The 19,503-nt window shown below is 63.9% G+C and carries 17 protein-coding genes, 1 pseudogene and 1 riboswitch; of the genes and pseudogenes, 5 read left to right on the forward strand and 13 right to left on the reverse strand.

Features of this window, described 5'->3' with window-relative positions:
• Nucleotides 1-50 precede the first annotated feature (50 nt).
• Nucleotides 51-167: pseudogene (locus tag QF629_03350) on the forward strand (hypothetical protein).
• 69 nt (nucleotides 168-236) lie between these two features.
• On the opposite strand, the gene cobM reads toward QF629_03350, so the two are convergent.
• Genes cobM through QF629_03380 form a run of 6 tightly spaced genes read right to left on the reverse strand, consistent with a single transcriptional unit; the run spans nucleotide 237 to nucleotide 6,222 of the window.
• Nucleotides 237-1,004, reverse strand: coding sequence for a precorrin-4 C(11)-methyltransferase (gene cobM, locus QF629_03355; protein MDP6012573.1), 768 nt, complete (start codon nucleotides 1,002-1,004; stop codon nucleotides 237-239).
• Nucleotides 1,001-2,767 carry a precorrin-3B C(17)-methyltransferase gene (gene cobJ, locus QF629_03360; GenBank protein MDP6012574.1) on the reverse strand — a complete coding sequence of 589 codons (1,767 nt, stop codon included), beginning with the start codon at nucleotides 2,765-2,767 and terminating at the stop codon, nucleotides 1,001-1,003. The genes cobM and cobJ overlap by 4 nt, the downstream gene beginning before the upstream one ends.
• Nucleotides 2,758-3,462 carry a precorrin-2 C(20)-methyltransferase gene (cobI, locus tag QF629_03365; GenBank protein MDP6012575.1) on the reverse strand — a complete coding sequence of 235 codons (705 nt, stop codon included), beginning with the start codon at nucleotides 3,460-3,462 and terminating at the stop codon, nucleotides 2,758-2,760. The genes cobJ and cobI overlap by 10 nt, the downstream gene beginning before the upstream one ends.
• Nucleotides 3,459-4,652, reverse strand: a complete 1,194-nt coding sequence (gene cbiE, locus QF629_03370; GenBank protein ID MDP6012576.1) for a precorrin-6y C5,15-methyltransferase (decarboxylating) subunit CbiE — start codon at nucleotides 4,650-4,652, stop codon at nucleotides 3,459-3,461. The genes cobI and cbiE overlap by 4 nt, the downstream gene beginning before the upstream one ends.
• Nucleotides 4,649-5,260, reverse strand: a complete 612-nt coding sequence (locus QF629_03375) for a precorrin-8X methylmutase (protein MDP6012577.1) — start codon at nucleotides 5,258-5,260, stop codon at nucleotides 4,649-4,651. Before QF629_03375 ends, cbiE begins: the two co-directional genes overlap by 4 nt.
• Nucleotides 5,257-6,222: a sirohydrochlorin chelatase gene (locus QF629_03380; protein ID MDP6012578.1), complete on the reverse strand. Its 966-nt coding sequence runs from the start codon at nucleotides 6,220-6,222 to the stop codon at nucleotides 5,257-5,259. Before QF629_03380 ends, QF629_03375 begins: the two co-directional genes overlap by 4 nt.
• A 101-nt stretch (nucleotides 6,223-6,323) precedes the next feature.
• Here QF629_03380 and cbiB point away from each other — a divergent pair, with 101 nt between their 5' ends.
• On the forward strand, nucleotides 6,324-7,217 hold the full coding sequence (cbiB, locus tag QF629_03385) for an adenosylcobinamide-phosphate synthase CbiB (protein MDP6012579.1): 894 nt from the start codon (nucleotides 6,324-6,326) through the stop codon (nucleotides 7,215-7,217).
• A gap of 1 nt (nucleotide 7,218) precedes the next feature.
• Here cbiB and QF629_03390 read toward each other — a convergent pair whose 3' ends face one another.
• The 5 genes from QF629_03390 to QF629_03410 form a co-directional block, all read right to left on the reverse strand.
• Nucleotides 7,219-8,655, reverse strand: a complete 1,437-nt coding sequence (locus QF629_03390) for a cobyric acid synthase (GenBank protein MDP6012580.1) — start codon at nucleotides 8,653-8,655, stop codon at nucleotides 7,219-7,221.
• A gap of 11 nt (nucleotides 8,656-8,666) precedes the next feature.
• On the reverse strand, nucleotides 8,667-9,272 hold the full coding sequence (cobO, locus tag QF629_03395; protein MDP6012581.1) for a cob(I)yrinic acid a,c-diamide adenosyltransferase: 606 nt from the start codon (nucleotides 9,270-9,272) through the stop codon (nucleotides 8,667-8,669).
• A complete protein-coding gene (gene cobN / locus QF629_03400) occupies nucleotides 9,269-12,973 on the reverse strand; it encodes a cobaltochelatase subunit CobN (protein MDP6012582.1) in 3,705 nt (1,234 codons plus the stop codon). Before cobN ends, cobO begins: the two co-directional genes overlap by 4 nt.
• 1 nt (nucleotide 12,974) lies before the next feature.
• Nucleotides 12,975-13,988 (reverse strand): cobalamin biosynthesis protein CobW, encoded by a 1,014-nt coding sequence (gene cobW / locus QF629_03405; GenBank protein ID MDP6012583.1) that lies wholly within the window; start codon nucleotides 13,986-13,988, stop codon nucleotides 12,975-12,977.
• 19 nt (nucleotides 13,989-14,007) lie between these two features.
• A riboswitch (cobalamin riboswitch) is annotated at nucleotides 14,008-14,222 on the reverse strand.
• Nucleotides 14,204-14,359: a hypothetical protein gene (locus QF629_03410; protein ID MDP6012584.1), complete on the reverse strand. Its 156-nt coding sequence runs from the start codon at nucleotides 14,357-14,359 to the stop codon at nucleotides 14,204-14,206. It overlaps the preceding riboswitch by 19 nt.
• A 248-nt stretch (nucleotides 14,360-14,607) precedes the next feature.
• On the opposite strand from QF629_03410, the gene QF629_03415 reads away from it, so the two are divergent.
• The 3 genes from QF629_03415 to QF629_03425 all read left to right on the forward strand — a co-directional run bounded on the left by QF629_03415 (nucleotide 14,608) and on the right by QF629_03425 (nucleotide 17,659).
• Nucleotides 14,608-16,785 (forward strand): malate synthase G, encoded by a 2,178-nt coding sequence (locus QF629_03415; protein ID MDP6012585.1) that lies wholly within the window; start codon nucleotides 14,608-14,610, stop codon nucleotides 16,783-16,785.
• A gap of 14 nt (nucleotides 16,786-16,799) precedes the next feature.
• On the forward strand, nucleotides 16,800-17,354 hold the full coding sequence (locus QF629_03420; GenBank protein MDP6012586.1) for a carboxymuconolactone decarboxylase family protein: 555 nt from the start codon (nucleotides 16,800-16,802) through the stop codon (nucleotides 17,352-17,354).
• A 104-nt stretch (nucleotides 17,355-17,458) separates the two neighbouring features.
• Complete coding sequence (locus QF629_03425) at nucleotides 17,459-17,659, forward strand: glutathione binding-like protein (protein ID MDP6012587.1); 201 nt, start codon at nucleotides 17,459-17,461, stop codon at nucleotides 17,657-17,659.
• Nucleotides 17,660-17,707: 48 nt separating this feature from the next.
• On the opposite strand, the gene QF629_03430 is transcribed toward QF629_03425, so the two are convergent.
• The gene (locus QF629_03430; GenBank protein MDP6012588.1) at nucleotides 17,708-18,301 is read right to left on the reverse strand and encodes a carbonic anhydrase; all 594 of its coding nucleotides are present in this window, start codon (nucleotides 18,299-18,301) and stop codon (nucleotides 17,708-17,710) included.
• 25 nt (nucleotides 18,302-18,326) lie between these two features.
• Nucleotides 18,327-19,310, reverse strand: a complete 984-nt coding sequence (locus QF629_03435; protein MDP6012589.1) for a CmcJ/NvfI family oxidoreductase — start codon at nucleotides 19,308-19,310, stop codon at nucleotides 18,327-18,329.
• Between the last annotated feature and the right edge of the window lie 193 nt (nucleotides 19,311-19,503).

The raw sequence follows: 19,503 nt of genomic DNA on the forward strand, positions 1-19,503 counted from the left end.
GGGCATCTGGTGGGTGACCGAGGCACTTGTCGATCCTGGCTACAGCGCTCTTGCCGTCGGCGCAATTCTCGCTGCTCAGCATCGCCAATGCCAAGGCCGCTGCGGCAGCCTACGCGCATTCTTTGGTGTTCCTCTTCATGGGCAGCTTTCTAATTGCGTCGGCGATGCCGAAGTGGAACCTGCACCGGCGCATCGCGCTCTCGCTTGTCGGACTGTTCGCCAACCGGTTGCGCCGGTCAATCCGGCTTGCGTCTTGGTCGCAAAATATGCGCGTGGCTGGCAGCATACAGTGCGCTCTCGGCGTGGGTGGTGTCGGCGAGTGCGGGGCCTACCAATATGAGCGCGGTTCGGGTGATCTTGGCGGTGCGGACCTGGGCGTGGATATTAGCCAATGTGCCACGGATAACCTGCTCGTCGGGCCAACTTGCGCGGTAGACCACGGCGACAGGGCAGGCTTCGCCGTAGTGGGGCGCGAGCGCCCGCACGACGGCGCGCAGGTTGCGGATCGAAAGGTGAATGGCGAGAGTCGCGGCGGATTGCCCGAGCGTTTCGAGCTCTTCGCCCTTGGGCATTACCGAGGCTTTGCCGGCGGTGCGGGTGAGGATCACGGTCTGGCTCACGCCGGGCTTGGTTAACTCGCAGCCCAAGGTCGCGGCGGCGGCGGCGAAGGCGGGCACGCCGGGGGTGATGTCATAAGGAATGCTGAGGGCATCGAGGCGGCGCATTTGTTCGGCGATGGCGCCATAGAGCGAAGGGTCGCCAGAATGCACCCGCGCGACGTCAAGACCGGCTTCGTGCGCGGCCTGCATTTCCGCGACAATCTCGTCGAGGGTGAGTGGCGCGGTGTCCACCACGCGCGCGCTATCGGGAGCCACGGCCACCAAGTCAGTTGGCACAAGTGAGCCGGCATAGAGACAAACCGAGCAGGTAGCGATCAGATCGTGCCCGCGCACGGTGATAAGATCAGTAGCGCCGGGGCCGGCGCCGATAAAATGCACCGTCATGCGCGATCCCCATAGCCGCGCGGCGTATAAATCCAGGGCGCGGCAAAATCGCGGTCGAGTGTGCGCGTGCTCTGGGAGCCGACCATCACCAGAGTCATCATATCGACATCGTCGACCGAGAGTGCGGCAAGCGTCGTTGCTGTCACGGTTTCATCATCGCGGCCAAGACTGCGTGCCAGCAGCACCGGTGTATCAGGCGCGCGATGCTTGAGCAAAATTCCGCGCGCCTCGGCCAGACCCTGGCGCCGACGCTTGGAGACAGGATTGTAAAAGGCGACCACGAACCCCCCCCTTGCCGCCGCCTTGACGCGGCGTGCGATCACCTCCCATGGCGTCATCAAATCTGAAAGCGAGATGGCACAGAAGTCATGACCTAGCGGTGCGCCGGCACGGGCGGCGGCGGCTTGCAGAGCGGAGATACCTGGCGCCACTACGACCTCGACGGGTCGCCATTCCGGCTTGGCGCAACGCTCCAGGCGCTCGAAGACCAGCGACGCCATAGCGTAAATCCCGGCATCGCCCGAGCAGACCAGCGCCACGCGCTTCCCCGTAGCGGCAAGATCGAGCGCGGCATCGACGCGTGTCTCCTCCTCGCCCAGCGCATAGGCATGGCGCTCGCCCGCGGCCTGGCCGAGCAGGTCGAGATAGAGGCCATAACCCACCAGGTCCGTTGACTGGGCAATCAGCCGGCTCGCTTCGGGTGTGCGCCAGTCGGCCGTGCCGGGACCGATTCCGACCACAGCCAGGCGTCCGCGTGCGGCGCCGATGGCCGCGGCATCCAGTAGCCCGCTGGCACGCGCCAAGGCGCAAGTCACGCCGTCGCGCTTGCGCTTGGTAACGATGAGTGCGCCATCTCCTCCGACGCAGGCCAGCGCCGCGCCTTCGGCTACACCGTGGCAACCGACCTCGCGGAACACCGTCTCGGACGGTGCGCTTAGGCGCGGTGTCTCCTGCTCCAGGCGCGCCGCGGGGAAGACGCGCAACGGCACGTCGAGTTCCGCCGCGAGAGCGGTCAGGGTCGGCTCGTCAGCCTTGATGTCTAGAGTGGCCACACAGGCGACGGCGCCCGGCGCGATTCGGGCCTCGGTCAGAACCTCCACAGCCAAGGTGGTGGCGCTCTTGGCGCCGCGTTCGCAGCCGATACCGAGGGCGTAGGTTTGCGGGTGATAGACAAGCGTTGCGGCATCGCCCGCTGCCGCCTGAGCCGATATCAGGATATGCAAGTCTTCGCCGCTCGGCAGGTCTGGCAACCACGGCGCCTCGCCATCGACCGTCACCCCGGCACCAGCCAGCAGCGCCGCGGCAAAAGGCTTGACATGTTCGGGATTGGCGAGGCGCCAGCCAGGCGGCGGGTCGTCGAAGGCAGTGCCGAAGCGCGCCTCGCTCGCCGTGGTGATGGCGGCGTGCGCGCCGAGTGCTGCGGCGATCGTCTCGGCTAGGGTATTGGCACCACGGTGACCGCCAAGGAGTGGCACTACGGTACTTCCATCATCGGCGACAGCGAGCACTGGGGGCTCGGATGTCTTGTCGGTAAGCACGGGGGCGAGACAGCGGATCAGTACTCCTGCTGCGCAGATACCAATAATCGGTATACCTGCATCGAATACGGCGCGCAGGTGCTCACCGACATCAGAGAAAGTTGCCTCGGCATCGGTTCGTCTCTTAAATCCGTACAGAGTGGCACCGGGCAGTGCCGTAGAAACGCGTTCCGCGGTCGCCATTCCTGAGGCGCCTAGCACCACGATCGCAGGGTTCACCGCCAAGCCTCCCCACGCCGGTGCACCAGGATCATCGAGAAATAGGGCACTTTGTCGGGGTCGACGTTGGTCAATAGCAGGGCGCGCTCGTCGGCCATGGTCGCGCGCTCGATGTAGCGCGCCTGTGCCGTCAAGCCGAGATGGTCGAGCACTTGGCGTACTTTGGTGAAATGCCTGCTCAGCTTGACGATCGCAGCTGCCTCGACCACTGCCAGCCGTGCGGCTAGCGCGTCAGCCTTCAGCGGTGCCGGAATGACCGCAAGCACGTCGTTACGCGAGGTCAGCGGCACGCCGAGACGGCAGGCCGCGGCGGTCAGAGAGGAGACACCTGGCACCACCTCGACCGGGCAGTGGTCAGCCAGGCGGGCGAAGAGATACATGAACGAGCCGTAGAGAAATGGATCGCCTTCGCAGAGCACGGCGACATCCTTACCGCCGGCAACGATGTCCGCGATCTCCTCCGCCGCCTGATCATAGACCTCGTGCGCGGGAAAGCGCGAGGCCACCATGGGCACGCGGATGGCGATCTCGCGCTGGCCGGCGGGCAGGTGTGTGGCAACGATGGCGCGGGTCAGACTCTCGCCCGTCTCCGGCGCTGGAAAGGCGAGTACCGGTGAGGCCTGCAAGATGCGCAAGGCCTTCAAGGTCAGAAGCTCGGGATCGCCTGGCCCGACGCCTAGCCCGTAGACGGTTCCACTCATGGTTTCTCCGCAATCAACTGGGTGACGGGTCTGAGCGCGCGCCAGGCGACGCTGTCGCCCATGGGCTCGGCGCGGGAGACGACAAGGCGTACTAGACGTCCGCCCGTGCGCGTTTGCCATTCGAGGATACGGCTCTCGCCTGTCACGGTGACGGCGTTAGCGACCAGCCGTCCGCCGCTGCCCAAGGCCTGCCAGCAGACCCGCCAAGTCTCTTCGTTCGCTACGCCGCCGCCAAGGAAGATGGTATCGGGCTGCGTCAGCCCGGCTAGCGCCTCGGGCGCTGCCCCCTCCACGATGTCCAGTCCAGGAACGCCGAGAGCTTCGGCATTGGTAATGATGCGGGCGCAACGTGCCGCCTCGCGCTCGATGGCGATGGCTCTGCAGCGACGGTCGCTGCGTAGCCATTCTATGGCTATCGATCCTGCACCGGCGCCAACGTCCCACAATAGTTGTCCGGGCAAGGGAGCTAGCGCCGATAGTGTCACGGCGCGAACCTCGCGCTTGGTGAGCTGACCATCGCTCTCGAAGGTGTTATCTTCCAGGCCGGGTACGCGAGCGTGGGCGGGTCCTCCCAGGCAATCGACGGCAATGGTATTGAGATCGGCCGTCTCGTCCTGCCAAGTGGCGGCGGTTGCTTCGATGCGTTGCTCCTCTGGACCGCCCATGCGTTCGAGCACCATGATTCGACTTTCGCCATAGCCGCAGGCCACCAGATGTGCCGCGAGTTTAGCCGGCGTTGCGCCGTCATTGCTCAGGGCGAGCAGCTTCGCACTAGGATAGAGGCAGGCGTTGACCAGCGCCAAAGACCGCCCATGCAGACTGAGGCATTCGACGTCAGGTAGTGGCCAGCCAAGGCGGGCGCAGGCCAGCGAGAACGCGGAAGGCGCCGGGAATATGCGCATCTCGGCGATGGGGATGCGCGCCGCCAGTGTGGTGCCGATACCCCAGCACAGGGGATCGCCGCTTGCCAGTACGCAGATCGCCTCGCCGCGGCGGGTGACGATCTCGTTGACCCGATGGCCGAGCGGGCTCGACCAGGCTAGGCGCTCGCGACCATCGTCTGGTAGCATGGCCAGGTGACGTCCACCGCCAACTAAAACCGCCGCATTGTTAAGCGCCGCGCGTGCGGCCGGGCCAAGCCCTTCGGGACCATCCTCGCCAATGCCGACGACGCTGAGCCAGGGTGTCATGGGAGTCCAGCCACGGCGTTGACCGCCGCCGCCGCCATAGCGCTACCACCGCGTCGCCCGCGCAGCGTGAGATAAGGCACGTCGGTATGGGCGATCAACGCTTCTTTCGATTCCACGGCGCCGACGAAACCCACGGGAAAGGCGAGGATTGTTGCTGGGCGGGGTGCGCCGTCGGCCAATAGCTCGAGCAGGCGGAACAGGGCCGTCGGCGCATTGCCGATGGCGACCACGGCGTTGTCTAAGCGTGTGCCCCAGAGGTCGACGGCGGCAGCTGAACGTGTGGTGCCTTGCGCCTCGGCCTCGTCCAGGGTGCAGATGACCGCGTTCTCACCTGACAGGCGGCTGCGGATGATTCCGTCAGCGGTCATGCGACTGTCTGTCAAGATCGGGGCACCCTTCGCAAGCGCACGGCAGGCCGCTACGGCGGGGTCGCCCGCATGGGCGAGATCGGTCACGACATCGGTCATGCCGCAGGCGTGTACGATGCGCACCGCTACTTCGGCCAAGGCGGGTGGCAGACCGTCGAGCGGCGTCTCGGCGTGGATAATTGCGAAGGATCGGCGATAGATCTCCTCCGGGTCGCGCAGCCATGCGCCGAGCGCGCTCATTTCATGCTCTTCGGCCCCAGCGGATGTGCCGCATGGGGATACGGGTGATGGTGGTGAAACCCGTGATCGTGATCGTGACCTTGGGACTCCCCGGTACCGATGCCTTCCACATGATGGTGGTGGCTTTCCTGGCGTAGCCCCACCTCGTCCTCGAAGCCCAACATCTGCTCACGATACTTGCAGAGCTTACAGTTCATGACATTAGTTTCGTTGAGGATCTCGCGCACGCGCTCGGCGAAAGTGTCTAGCACCAGCGGGTGGTCGTTGAGATAGGGAGCCTTGAGGAACTCGATATCGGGATGTCGCTCCGCAACAACGCCGGTGTAGTGGTAGATGCGCTTCACTAAGATGCCGGTAAAGAGGAAATAGGGGAAGACGACGATACGTCGATAGCCGAGCCTGGCGACATGCTCCAGCCCCGGCTCAACGAGCGGAAAGGTAACGCCGGAATAGGCGGTCTCGCCCCAGCCCAAACCGAGGCCTTCCCAGATCAAGCGCATGACCTTGGCGATGTTGCTGTTGGCGTCCGGGTCCGAGGTGCCGCGCCCGACCACGACTAGTGCCGTGTCCTCGCGCGCGATATGATCACCGGCGGCGGCGAGAGCCTCCTCGACGCAGACCCCGGCGGCGCGAATTAGCTTCAGATTGATGCCGAGCTCGCGGCTATAATCGATGGTCAGCTCCGGGTGCTCGGCACCGTAGGCGCCCAGAACCGAGGGAATGTCGTTCTTTGCGTGGCCGGCGGCGAACAGCATGCCGGGCACGGCCAGAATGCGGGTATTGCCGCGTTCACGCAAAGCATCGAGGCCTTCCCGAATGATCGGTGTGGCGAACTCGAGAAAGCCCGAATCGACATCGTACTCCGGCAGGCGCTCGGCGATGCCGCGGGCGACGGCCGCGAACTCTTTTACCGCTTCATCGTCGCGGCTACCATGGCCACAGACCATGACGCCCGTGCTCATGACCAGACCCCGGCGTTGACCACGCCCGCAGCCCTCTTCATGCTCGCGCTATGTGGGCGCCGGGTCTTTCTGAATTCTCTCATGCGGCTCCTCCGCTGGTGCTGCTGCTGGCGCTGGCGCTGGATTGGCTGATTGGCGATCCGGCGCCAGTCTATTGCCGGATTCCGCATCCGGTGGTGATGATTGGGCATCTTATCACCGCCCTCGATATGCGTTTTAACCGTGGCTCGGCCTGGGTTGGTGCCGGTATGGCGGTCTTTGTCGTGGCGCTGTGTGCAGGCATCGGCTGGGCACTCGCCTGGGGCATGCGCACCTTCCCCGGCGGCTGGGCCGTGGAAGCGCTCGTCGCCAGCGCTCTGTTGGGCTATCGCGGCCTGCACGATGCCGCGCGGGCCGTGGCGCTTGGCCTGGAGGAAGACAACCTCGAGGCGGGGCGCGCGGCGGCAACCCATATTGTCGGGCGCGACCCGGACAGTCTCGACGAGGCGGGTGTGGCGCGTGCGGCGATCGAGTCTGTCGCCGAGAACCTGAGCGATGGCGTTGTAGCGCCGCTCTTCTGGTATGTGCTGCTCGGCCTGCCTGGCATGCTGGCCTATAAGGCTGTCAACACCCTCGACAGCATGATCGGCCATCGCACACCGCGCCACAAGGCCTTCGGGAGGTTTGCTGCGCGTCTTGACGATGCCGCGAACTGGCCGGCAGCGCGGATCACCGGCATCGTGCTCTGCCTGGTCGGCGGCGGTTGGCGCGTGATGTGGCGCGATGCTCGCAAAACAATCTCGCCCAATGCCGGCTGGCCAGAGGCTGCCATGGCAGGCGCACTCGGTGTGGCTCTGGCTGGTCCACGGACCTACGCTGGCAAGGGGGTAGACGCGCCCTGGCTCGGCGATGGTCGGCGCGAAGCAACCCCCGCTGATATTTATGGGGCGCTCAGGATCTACCGCCTGGTCGGCTTCGCGCTTGCCATTCTTCTCGGCTTGCTTGCTTTGCTGTGAGTCAGGTGGCACAGGCGACCTCCAATAGCCGATCCACCGCCAAATGGCCTTCCATGTGTGCCGCAAGAGCATCGAGGGTTTCGTCGATGACGGCCTCGTAGGCTACGCTGCTTGCCTCGCGGCGTTTGAGGGAATCGAGGAAGGCATGGCGAAAGCCATCATCGGCGAAGAGGCCATGCAAGTAGCAGCCGCGCACGCACCCGTCGGCTGAGACCGCGCCGTCAGGCCCGGCGTCGAGTTGCAGCATCGGCGCCGCGTCTACACTGCTGACTCCGACATGCATATGATAGCCTCGCACCGCCTCGCCGCTCGCCAGATCGGTTCCTTGAGTTTGGATGAGGGTTTTGGCGCCGGCCAGCGTGGTCTCGATCGCTAGCAGGCCGAGCCCTGCCGTCTCTCCCGGCTCACCTTCGATGCCGTTAGGATCGGCAAGTCGTTTGCCGAGCATCTGATAGCCACCACAAATTCCGAGCACGGCGCCGCCGCGCCGGTGGTGGGCGAGGATATCAATATCCCAGCCCTCGCGTCGCAGCGTCGCAAGATCGGAAAGTACCGCTTTCGAACCCGGCAGTAGGATCAAGTCGGCGGCGCCCGGAAGTGGTGTGCCGGTGTGAACCAGTTCGAGCGTGACATCGGGTTCGGCACGCAAGGGATCGAGGTCGTCGAAATTAGCTATATGCGGCAGCACCGGTGCGGCGATGCGTATGCCGCAGCCAGTGGTGCTGGGGCCGAGCGCTACGGCATCCTCCGCCGGCAGGCGCGCGGCATGGGCGAAGTGCGGTAGTACGCCGAAGCTCTCCAGCCCGGTACGCTCGGCGATCATCGCCAGGCCGCCGTCGAACAGCCGGATATCGCCACGAAATCGGTTGACGATGGTGCCGGCGAGACAGGCGCGGTCGGTGGCGTCGAGCAATTCCCAGGTGCCGACGAGCTGGGCGATGACGCCGCCGCGGTCGATATCGCCGATCAGCACCACGGGTACGCCGGCGGTCGTGGCAAAGCCCATATTGGCAATGTCGTTCGCGCGCAGGTTGACCTCGGCGGGACTGCCGGCACCTTCGACAACGATCAGCTCCGCTTCGTCACCGAGTCGCGCAAAGCTCTCCAGCACCGCGTCCAGCAAGCTCGGCTTGAGCGCCTGGTAGTCGGCGGCGCCGGCATTGCCGCGCACCTCGCCGCAGACGACGAGCTGGGCGCCGATATCTGACTGAGGCTTGAGTAGCACTGGGTTCATATACCGGCTCGGCACCACGCCGCAGGCACGCGCCTGCAAGGCCTGGGCGCGGCCGATCTCGCCGCCGTCAGCCGTGACTGCGGCATTGTTCGACATGTTCTGGGGCTTAAAGGGGCGCACGGCGATGCCTCGGCGCTGGGCGGCGCGGCATAGCCCCGCGGCCAGCAGCGATTTGCCGACATTCGAGCCTGTGCCCTGAAGCATGATCGTTGCTGTCAAAACTCGATGCCTTTCTGCGCCTTCACTCCGGCGCGGAAAGGATGCTTGATCTGGGTCATCTCAGTGACCAGATCGGCAGCTTCGATCAACTCGTCCTTGGCGTTGCGGCCGGTGACGACAACATGCAGCATCTCGGGTCTGTTGGAAAGGAATGCCACTACATCGTCGAGCGGGAGAGACTCGTAGCGCAGCACGATATTGAGCTCATCGAGCAGCACGAGATCGTAATTACCGCTCGAGATCATCTCTTTCGACGCCTCCCAGGCCTTCTTTGCGGCTGCAATATCGCGCTCGCGATCCTGAGTCTCCCAGGTGAAGCCTTCACCCATGGCGCGGATGGTCACGAGATCGGGGAAACGCTCAAGCACGCTGCGCTCGCCCGTCTCCCATTTACCCTTGACGAACTGCACGATGCCGACGTGCATGCCGTGGCCGAGCGCACGCATGACCAGGCCGAAGGCGGCGGTGGATTTTCCCTTGCCCTTCCCGGTATGGACGATCAGTAGGCCCTTCTCGATGGTCTTCGTGGCAAGCATCTTGTCGCGGGCGATCTTCTTCTTGTGCGCCTTATCGTTGGCGCGAGCAAAATCATTGTCAGTCATCTCGCAAGCTCCTCCAGGCGGCGACCCGTATCGTTGGCGCGCGGCTGCCACAGGCCACGCGATTGGGCTTCTAAAAGACGCTCTGCCATCTCGCGCGCGGCGGCGGGATTGGCATCAAGCAAAAAGTTGCGCACGTCGTCGTTCTCGAGATAGGCCTCGTAGACGGCATCAAAATGGTGGTCAGCCACGCTATGCGTTGTCGCCGCGAAGGCGAAAAGGTAATCGACCGTTGCAGCCATCTCGAAAGCACCCTTATAGCCATGGCGCATGACGCCAGCGATCCATTTCGGGTTGACCACGCGGGCGCGTACGACGCGTGCGATCTCCTCTTCGAGAGTACGGATACGTGGCGACTCGGGGCGTGAATGGTCGTTGTGGTAGACCGTAGGTGCCTGTCCGCTGAGGTGGTGTACGGCCGCGGCCAAGCCGCCCTCGAACTGATAGTAGTCGTCGGAATCGAGCAGGTCGTGCTCGCGGTTGTCCTGGTTCTGCACCACGCCCTCGACATTGCGCAATCGCGCCTCGAATAGGCCATGGCGCGCTTCCCCTTTGGCGCCGGCACCATAGGCGTAGCCACCCCAGGCAAGATAGGCGCGGGCGAGATCGGCGTCCGACTCCCAGCCCTTCTCGTCGATCAATGCCTGCAGGCCGGCGCCGTAGGCGCCAGGCTTGGACCCGAAGACGCGGTGGCCCGCACGCGCCTCCGCCTCCGCCTCGTCCAGTCCCTTGGCACGCAGATGGTCGCGCTCAGCGCGCGCGCGTGCAGCGAGCGGATTGTCACACTCCGGCTCATCGAGCGCTGCCACCGCCCGTACGGCGGAATCGAGCAGGTCGATCTGGGCAGGGAAGGCGTCGCGGAAGAAGCCTGAGATGCGAAATACCACATCGACCCGCGGGCGATCGAGAACACTCACGGGCAGGATCTCGAAGCCCGTGACACGTCGCGAGGCCGTGTCCCAGTTCGGTTGCACGCCGAGTAAGGCTAATGCCTGGGCGATATCGTCGCCACCAGTGCGCATGTTGGCGGTGCCCCAGGCGCTGATGGCGAGGCTTGTGGGCCAGGCGCCGTGGTCTTGGCGGAAGCGATCGAGCAACAGGCCGGCAGATTTCCAGCCCAACCGCCAGGCTGTCGGCGTCGGCACCATGCGGGTGTCGACGGAATAGAAGTTACGTCCCGTCGGCAAGACGTCGAGCCGTCCGCGCGTCGGTGCGCCTGAGGGGCCGGGGTTGACGAAACGCCCATCGAGCCCCGCGAGCAGAGCCGTGGTCTCGGCTTCACCGCTGGCCAGCACGGCTGGACGGATATCCCGCTCGAGGGACTCGAGCACCGCGCGGGTCTTGTGCCAACTTGTTTCAGGTGATCTCTCACCAGCGACTAGCGCCCGTGCTAGAGCTTCGAGACGCTCGACGGTGTCACCTTGGCTCCGCCATCGTCCATTGCCGAGCAGAGTAGGTTTCGGACCTGTCCAAGGCTCGGCCATGGCGCAATCTAGCGGATCGAAGTTGAAGTCAAGATCGGCGGCAAGCGCTCGGGTCAGCGAGGCCTCGCCCGGCGTTTCGCCGCGCGGCAGCCGCGTCAGCGCCACTAACAGGTCGGTGAGCTGGTCGCCCTCGGGGGTCCGGCCAAAGATGTGCAAACCGTCGCGGATCTGCATCTCCTTGAGCTCGCATAAATGGTTGTCGAGCTTGTTCAGTGCGGTCTCATCATCGTCGCCCACAAAGCCGCAGTCCTTATCGAGACCAAGCTGGCGGCTGAGATCGAGTATGTCGTCGCGCAGCAGCTCCAGGCGCCGCGGATCGATACCGGCGGCCTCGTAATACTCGTCCACCAAGCTTTCGAGGTCGGCAAGCGGGCCGTAGCTCTCGGCGCGGGTCAGCGGTGGCGTTAGATGATCGACGATAACGGCTTGCGCGCGGCGCTTGGCCTGAGTGCCTTCCCCGGGATCATTGACGATGAATGGATAGAGATGGGGCACAGGACCGAACGCCACTTCCGGAAAACATGCCTCGGACAGCGCCAAGGCCTTGCCCGGCAGCCATTCGAGATTACCGTGTTTGCCCAAGTCGATCACCGCATGGGCGGCGAAGTCCTTTCGCAACCAGGCATAGAAGGCGAGATAGCCGTGAGGCGGCACCAGCTCTGGGTCGTGATAGCTCGCCGCCGGATCGATGTTGTAGCCGCGCGCCGGTTGCAGGCACAGCGCCACGTTGCCGAGACGATGGGCGGGCAGAAGAAAAGCATCGCCGTTCATGAAGGGATCCGATTCCGCGTCACCCCAGCGTTTTGTCACTGCCGCTTGCACACTGTTCGGCAGGGTACTGAAGAATAACAAATAGTCAGACAAAGGATAGCTCACACCACCTATCTTGGTGGCCCGGTTAGCCGGGGCGTTGGTCGGGCCTTGTGCTAGACGGTTGATTAGGGCTCGCCCATCATCCGGTATGTTCTCAATGCGATAACCGGCTGCCGCCATCGCTTCCAACAGACCTTGTGCGCTGGGTGGCGTATCCAGTCCGACACCATTACCGAGGCGGCCGTCACGGGTAGGATAGTTGGCCAGAACCATGGCGACTCGACGCTCTGCCGCCGGTGTCCTTGCCAGGTTGCTCCAGGCCAATGCGAGGTCGGCGACGAATGCAATCCGGTCGCGTATAGGCGCGTGGGCACGCAGTGAGATCTCCGCCTCCTCGTCGTAGCGCGCTTCCGACTTAAACGAGATGGCGCGCGTGATGATGCGCCCGTCTACCTCCGGCAAAGCCACGTTCATGGCGATATCGCGCGCGGTAAGCCCGCTCGTTCCATCGTCCCACGCAGCCTTCGACCCGCCCGAGAGAATCGCTTGGAGCACTGGGACATCGCAACCGTCGAGCGGGCTCGTTGCCGGTGCGCCGGGTCGCGAGACGGCGAAGCCGGTGGCGTTGACGATCACGCGCGGCGGCGCCTCGCGGAGCAGCGCTTCGAGCGTTGCCGCTGACACAGGGTCTTTGAGGCTGGTGACGAAGACTGGCAGGGGATTGAGGCCGCGCTGGCCGAGTGCCGTGATCAGGGCATCGACGGGCGCCAGGTCGTCGGCCTGGGTCAGTGCGCGGTAGAAGATCAGTACCGCCTTCGGTGCCCCGCTGCGCCAATGGGGACGCAAGTCGTCCACGGTCGCGATGTTCTCGTCAGGCCAGTAGAGCCCGACGCGGGGCAGCGGCAAAGGCTCTATCCATGGGGTTGGCTGACCGATTAGCGTGGTGGCGTAGGCTAGGAGATTGCGGAAGTTCTCGGCTCCGCCGTGGACGAAATACTGCCACAGGCGATGCCATCTCGCTTCCGGCAAGGTGCAGAGCGCGGCAAGCTCCGCATCGGGCTGATCATCGCCCGGAAGCATGGCGAGCGGAATGCGGTGCTCGCGGCACGTGGCTGCGACTTGTTCCACTCCGTAGGCCCAGTAGCCGCTGCCCCCAAGCAGTCGCACAACCACGAGTTTGGCGCGGGCAATGATGTCCTCGACATAGATATCTACCGACATATTATGGCCGAGGCTCATGACGTTAGCGAGGCGCAGGCTGGGGCCTTCCGCGTCACGAGCACGCGCCAGGCCGGCCAGCTCATTGTCGGCCGCCGACAAGATGACAATGTCGCCCGCCGTCTGGCCGAGATCGACCGCCTCCTCGCCATCGAGGATGGTACCCGGTGTGGCCGCCAGAAGGTGCATGTCAGGCTCGAATCGCGGCGCTAATGGCGTCGCGGTCCATGCCTTGGGCGCCGATGACGACGAACTGGCCCTGGCGCACCTCGTCCGGCGTCCAGTCGCGGTCGTAATAATGCTGGAAGCGGTCGCCGACGCCCTGCACAACAAGGCGCATGTCGCGCCCGTCAACGGCGACAAAGCCCTTGATGCGATAAATGTCGTGCGCGGCGGCGATGATTCGCAGCCGGTCGGTCAGCGCTTGTGGCGAGATAACGGGGCCGAGCGCCACATGAAAGCTGTTGAAATCGTCGTGGTCGTGCTCGCCTTCGTCGTCGTGGTGGGAAGGGCGCGCATCAAGATCGTTCTCGGCCGCGGCGCCGATCCCGAACACCACCTGTGCTGGCACTATGGCACTGACGGCCGGTACGACCTTAACCGCACCGCCGCGCACGCCCGCCTCGACCTCGCCGCGCACCGCATGCAGGGTGGCATGGGCGACCAGATCGGTTTTGTTGAGGATCACCATATCGGCGCATGCGAGTTGGTCGGCGAACAGCTCGGCTAGCGGCGCGTCGTGGTCCAGCGTATCCACGTCGTCGGCGAAGCGCCCTTCCGCGACGGCGTGGCAATCGACCACCGCGACGACGCCGTCGACAGTGACGCGCGTGCGTACCTCGGGCCAGCCGAAGGCGCGTACCAGAGGCTTGGGCAAAGCGAGGCCGGAGGTCTCTATGATGATGTGCTCGGGCGGTTGGTCGCGCTCAAGCAGTGCGGTCATTGCCGGCAGGAAGTCGTCCACCACCGTGCAGCAAATGCAGCCGTTGGCGAGTTCGACTATATCATCCTCGCCGCAGGCCTCGCTGCCGCACTCGGCCAGCAACTCGCCGTCGACGCCAATGTCGCCGAATTCGTTGACGATAATCGCCAGGCGCTGGCCATTGGCGCTTTCCAGGAGATTGCGGATCAGGCTTGTCTTGCCGGCTCCGAGAAAGCCGGTGACGATCGTGGCGGGTATCTTAGCGTGGCGGCTCTGAGTCACACCTTCCCTCCGAAGATGACGGAATACGACGGGCCTGAGGAGGTTTCCTGGCTTCGGCTCAGCGGCTCGCGACGCCTTCCCGACACCGTCGTGCCAGTGGCCTGTCGCCGCAAGCCTAACCGTTTACAGTTGCGGGGGCAGCGCCGGACTGGTATCGCGGCAGCGACACGTTACCGGCTTCCCTCTTCTCAGAGCTCCGACCCTAACACGGCCGCTCAGGCCACGCCAAGCTCATCCCTGATGAGCGCGGCATCGGTGGCCAGCGCCTGCATCTTGGGGGCGGTAAGATCGCGCGACACCAGTACCATGCCGCAATCGGTGCAAGGCACGATCAACTCGGCCGGCACGCTCCTGACCGGCGGCGATGGCAAGACGTACCGCGTCGGGCTTGGCTCTGGTCAGCTCGTCCGAATCCTTGAGGCGCCACGGCGCCCAAAGTGACTGATAATGGGTCAGTCAAGAGGGTTTGGACCGGCTACCGCTTGGTGGCTGGCAATTGCATCGTCGCATAATGTCCGCCATGGCGACGGAGCACGAGGGCTTTCACGCATTGACTCTTCGGCCAAAGATAGGGAACACAGGCGCTTGTCCGCGCAGAACGAGAAGGTTGGAGAAAAAAATGAGCGAACGCATCCAGGCCCACGGCCTCGCTATAGACAAAGTGCTGTACGATTTCATCAATGACGAGGCCGTGCCTGGAACCGGGCTGGACGCGGATGCCGTGTGGGCCGGACTTGCGGCGATTCTGAGCGAATTCGGGCCGCGCAATCGCGAACTGCTGGCACGCCGTGACGAACTGCAGGCGCTGATAGACGCTTGGCACCGGGAGCGTCGCGAGCAGGGATTCGATACCGAAGAGTACAAGACCTTCCTTAGTAAAATCGGCTACTTGCTGCCCGAGGGCGAGCCTTTTGCCGCGACTACGGCCAATGTGGACGAGGAGATCGCTACGCTGGCCGGCCCGCAGTTGGTCGTGCCGGTGACCAATGCGCGCTATGCGCTCAATGCCGCCAATGCCCGCTGGGGCAGCCTTTACGATGCGCTTTACGGCACCGACGTGATCCCTGAGGGCGATGGCGCGACACGCGGCGGTGCCTACAACCCGGTGCGCGGCGAAAAGGTTATCGCCTATGCCCGTGCTTTTCTCGACCAGGTGGCGCCGCTGGAGCGCATCACTCATGCCGAGGCCACCGGCTATGAGGTCTTTGATGGACGGGTCTCGGTCAGCTTCGGCAGTGGTCGGGCCGCGGGCCTGATCGATCCAGGCCAGTTACTCGGCTATCAGGGCGACGAGGAAGCACCAAGCGTGCTTTTGTTCGAGAACAACGGCCTGCATGTGGAGGTGCATATCGACCGCGAGCATCCCGTCGGCAAGAACGACCTCGCCGGCATTTGTGATGTGGTCGTCGAATCGGCTATCACGACCATTGTCGATTGCGAGGATTCCGTCGCTGCGGTAGACGCGGAAGACAAGGTGCTAGTCTATCGTAACTGGCTCGGACTGATGAAGGGCGACCTTTCCGCGAGCTTTGACAAGGGCGGGCAAACGGTAGAGCGCAGCCTCGCCCCTGACCGACGATATCTCACGCCAGACTTCCAGGAGATGACACTGTCGGGCCGTAGTCTGCTGTTGGTGCGTAATGTCGGTCACCTGATGACAAATGGCGCGGTGCTCGATGGCGACGGCAACGAGGTGCCGGAAGGCATTCTCGATGCGCTATTCACCAGCCTTATCGCCATGCACGACCTCAAGAGTGAGGGCAAGTTCCGGAATAGCCGTGCGGGCTCGGTCTATATCGTCAAACCGAAGCAGCACGGCCCGGAAGAGGTTTCGTTTTCAAGCGAGCTGTTCGCCCGTGTGGAGGACGTGCTCGGCCTTGATCGCTGTACTCTCAAGATGGGCATCATGGACGAGGAGCGGCGCACCACGGTCAACCTCAAGGAATGCATCCGCGCCGCCCAGGACCGGGTCTGCTTCATCAACACGGGCTTTCTCGATCGCACGGGCGATGAAATCCACACTTCCATGGAAGCCGGCGCCATGATCCGCAAGGGCGACATGAAGGCCGCCGCCTGGATCCAGGCCTATGAGGACTGGAACGTCAATGCCGGACTCGAATGCGGGCTGCAGGGCAAGGCCCAAATCGGCAAGGGCATGTGGGCCATGCCCGACATGATGGCGGCTATGTTGGAGGCGAAGGTCGGCCACCCTCAGGCCGGTGCCTCGACCGCTTGGGTGCCCTCGCCGACGGCGGCGACTTTGCACGCCATCCACTACCACCAGGTCGACGTTGCCCTGCGCCAGGACGAACTCAAAGGCCGTGCGCGCGCTAGCCTCGACGATATTCTCTCGGTGCCGCTTGCCGAAGGCCTCAACTGGTCCGAGGAAGAGGTACGTGAGGAGCTTGATAATAATGCGCAAGGCATCCTCGGCTATATGGTGCGTTGGGTCGACCAGGGTATAGGCTGTTCTAAGGTACCGGACATCAACGGCATCGGGCTAATGGAGGATCGCGCCACCCTGCGCATCTCGAGTCAGCACATCGCCAACTGGCTGCGCCATGGCGTCTGCACTGAGAAACAAGTGGACGAGACGCTTCAGCGTATGGCGGCCGTGGTCGATGGGCAGAACGCGGGCGATCCCCTTTACCAACCGATGGCGCCCGACTTCGCTGCCAGCGTCGCTTTTCAGGCTGCCCGCGACCTCGTCTTTGAGGGCGTTGCTCAGCCGAGTGGTTATACCGAGCCAATCCTGCACGCGCGCCGCGTCGAGGCTAAAGCCAAGCTCGTCTCATAACGGGAGATCCCGCCATGCCACGCCTGCCGACGCTCAGCCTGGACGGGATGACCGACGCCCAGCGCGCAGTGTACGACACTATCAGCACTGGGCCGCGGGGCTCGGGTGCGCGTGGGCCCTTCAATGCCTGGTTGCAAAGCCCTGATTTTGCGAATCGCGCCCAGCATCTCGGCGTCTTTTTACGCTTTGGTGCCTCGTTCTCTGCGCGCCTGAAAGAGCTCGCTATCCTCACCGTGGCACGCCATTGGACGGCTCAATTCGAATGGTACGCTCATAAGAAGCTTGCGATCGATAACGGCTTGACAATCGATGTTATCAATGCCGTGGAAACGCGCAACCGCCCTGACTTTGTCAATGACGACGAGGCCGCAGTCTATGACTTCTCCGTCGAGCTGCACGCGACCCACGGGATTAGCGATGACACCTATGCAAATGCCGAGAAGCACCTGGGCGCGGCTGGTGTAGTCGAGCTCGTGGGCTTGCTCGGCTACTACACACTCGTCTCGATGACGCTCAACGTCTTCGAGGTGCCTCTGCCCGAGGGCGAGCCTCTGCCCCTTAATCCTTAACAAGGAGCAGGACATGCTGCCGACGGGAATGTGTTTCACAACAGCGTGTGCGAGTTCGCTGACCGTGGGCTGCCACGCCATGTACCGCTGCTGCGATTCCGCTGTTGGTCGGGCGCGGCCGGGCCAATCTCGATGTCTTCTTCGACAAGTTTTGTGCCAGACGCGCCGACCGCCAGTTTAACGTCGGCCCGCACTATACGGTGGCAGATATTTTCGCCCTTTGCGTGGTCGACTTCGCTGCCTTTGTGGACATTTTTATCCCGGAGCGCTGCACCAACCTCAAGCGCCGGCAGGCGGATATCTAGACTCAGCCCAGGACAGCAGCATTGTTGCTGCGGAGCGAAGCTTAGCGCCTAAGGCCGACTGGCCGTCACGTTGAGGTCGGTGACCAGGCCGTTGGCGAGGGAATAGACCCAGCCGTGCACATGCAGGTCTTGGCTTCGCGCCCAAGCCTCCTGCACGAAGATGTCGGAAGCAACGTTTCTGACCTGGCACATAACGTTGAGTTCGCACAATCGATTCAGGCGAGCATGTAGGTTGGCGATGGCATCGAGCTCGTCGCGGTGTGCCTCGTTGATCTCGCGGATCGGATGCAGCCAGTGGTCCACTAAGCCGCGCCGCTTGCCGTCGACTGCCGCAGCCACGCCCCCACAGCCGTAATGACCGACGACCATAATGTGTTTGACCTTTAGCACTTCAACAGCGAACTGCAGCACGGAGAGATAGTTGGCGTCCTGCGGCGGGGCTAGATTTGCGACATTGCGGTGCACGAACAGCTCGCCCGGATCGAGGCCGACGATCTCGTTCGCCGGCACGCGGCTGTCGGCACAGCCGATCCAGAGGTATTCCGGCGCCTGCTGACGCTCGAGCCTTTTGAAGACGTTGGCATCGGCCGAGACCATGCGCTCGGCCCAGGCGCGATTGTTGGCCTTCAACTGGGTCAACATAGGTCTTTGTCGCTGGGCCACGAGATCAATCGTAGAGCACTGCGCAACGCACCTCGAGGCTCCAGCGGTCCGGCGCGTCGGGCGCTGTGGCCGGATCCTCAAAGGCGCTGTGAAAGCTGAAGGTGCAAGGCGCGTCAGGGTCGATCTCATCCGCTGTGGCGCCGTTCGAGCGGGCCAGTGCGCCACGCGAATCCCACTGCTTGATGAGCAGCGCCTCGTTGCGAGTTAGGCCGGGATAGGTGTACCAGCGGTGCTCGTCCGCATGCTTGGCGAAGTAGTTCTCACCGATACGGTCGCTGTAGTGGATCTCGAAGACCACCAACTCCTCGGGGCGCACGGTCGCCGCGTCGCACAGCGCCATGGGGTCGGTGGCGACGGGCTCGTGGGCGATGTTGCGCCAGAGGTTTATGATGGCGAAGCGCCCGCGTTCTAGTGCGCGCTCGACCGCTGCTGCTTCGAGCAGGGTCTCTCCGTCGGCCAAATACTTCCGCAGCGTGTCGTTGGCGCTCGGCGGGCGCGTCAAGTCGCGCAGGCGCTGCGGCGCGCTGGTCAGCGTATAGTCGCCGTGCACCACATGGGCCGGGCCCTGCACCTGCTGGCCATCCTTGATGCGGCGCTTGCTCTGTTTGCCAACGGCCGAGCGCACATTGTGGTCAAAGGCCACTGCGTGGCTCGCGCCGCTCGCCTCGCGCACGATCTCGGCGCAATGGGGGTAATAGGCGCGCACCACCTGGTCTTGGTCGAAGAAGTCGATGTCCGGGTCGGGCAGAGGGCATGTCAGGGCCTCGTAGCCGTTGTGATCCAGCGTGCACCGCTCCGCGCCCTCCAGCTGCAGAGCGTCGTGCACCGGCATCTGCCGCGTCTCCAGATCAACTCCTTCCCAGCCCCCATCGCTGCCGTCCCGGTCGCGGTGTGTCAGCACCTTGCCGTTGCGATGGAGCGAGGGCTCCACGAAGGTGTCCATGTAGCGGAACGAGCCGATGCGGACGTGCTTTGCTGCCGAGCCCATGGGCTACCTCCTCTCACTCAGACGTGGCGCCAACACTAGTGCGCTTCCGCGCAGGCGTACAGAGCGCTAAGCACCCGCCGTCTTCAGTGTCGGCCTTGGTTGATTGGTGGGGACGGGACGATTGTGCCATGGATGCGGCAGCATGGCCGGATCGGGCAGCATCCCCACCTAGTCGGCGTGGTCCTAGTAAAAG

It is taken from the genome of Alphaproteobacteria bacterium (assembly GCA_030739735.1).
Lineage (GTDB): Bacteria > Pseudomonadota > Alphaproteobacteria > UBA7887 > UBA7887 > UBA7887.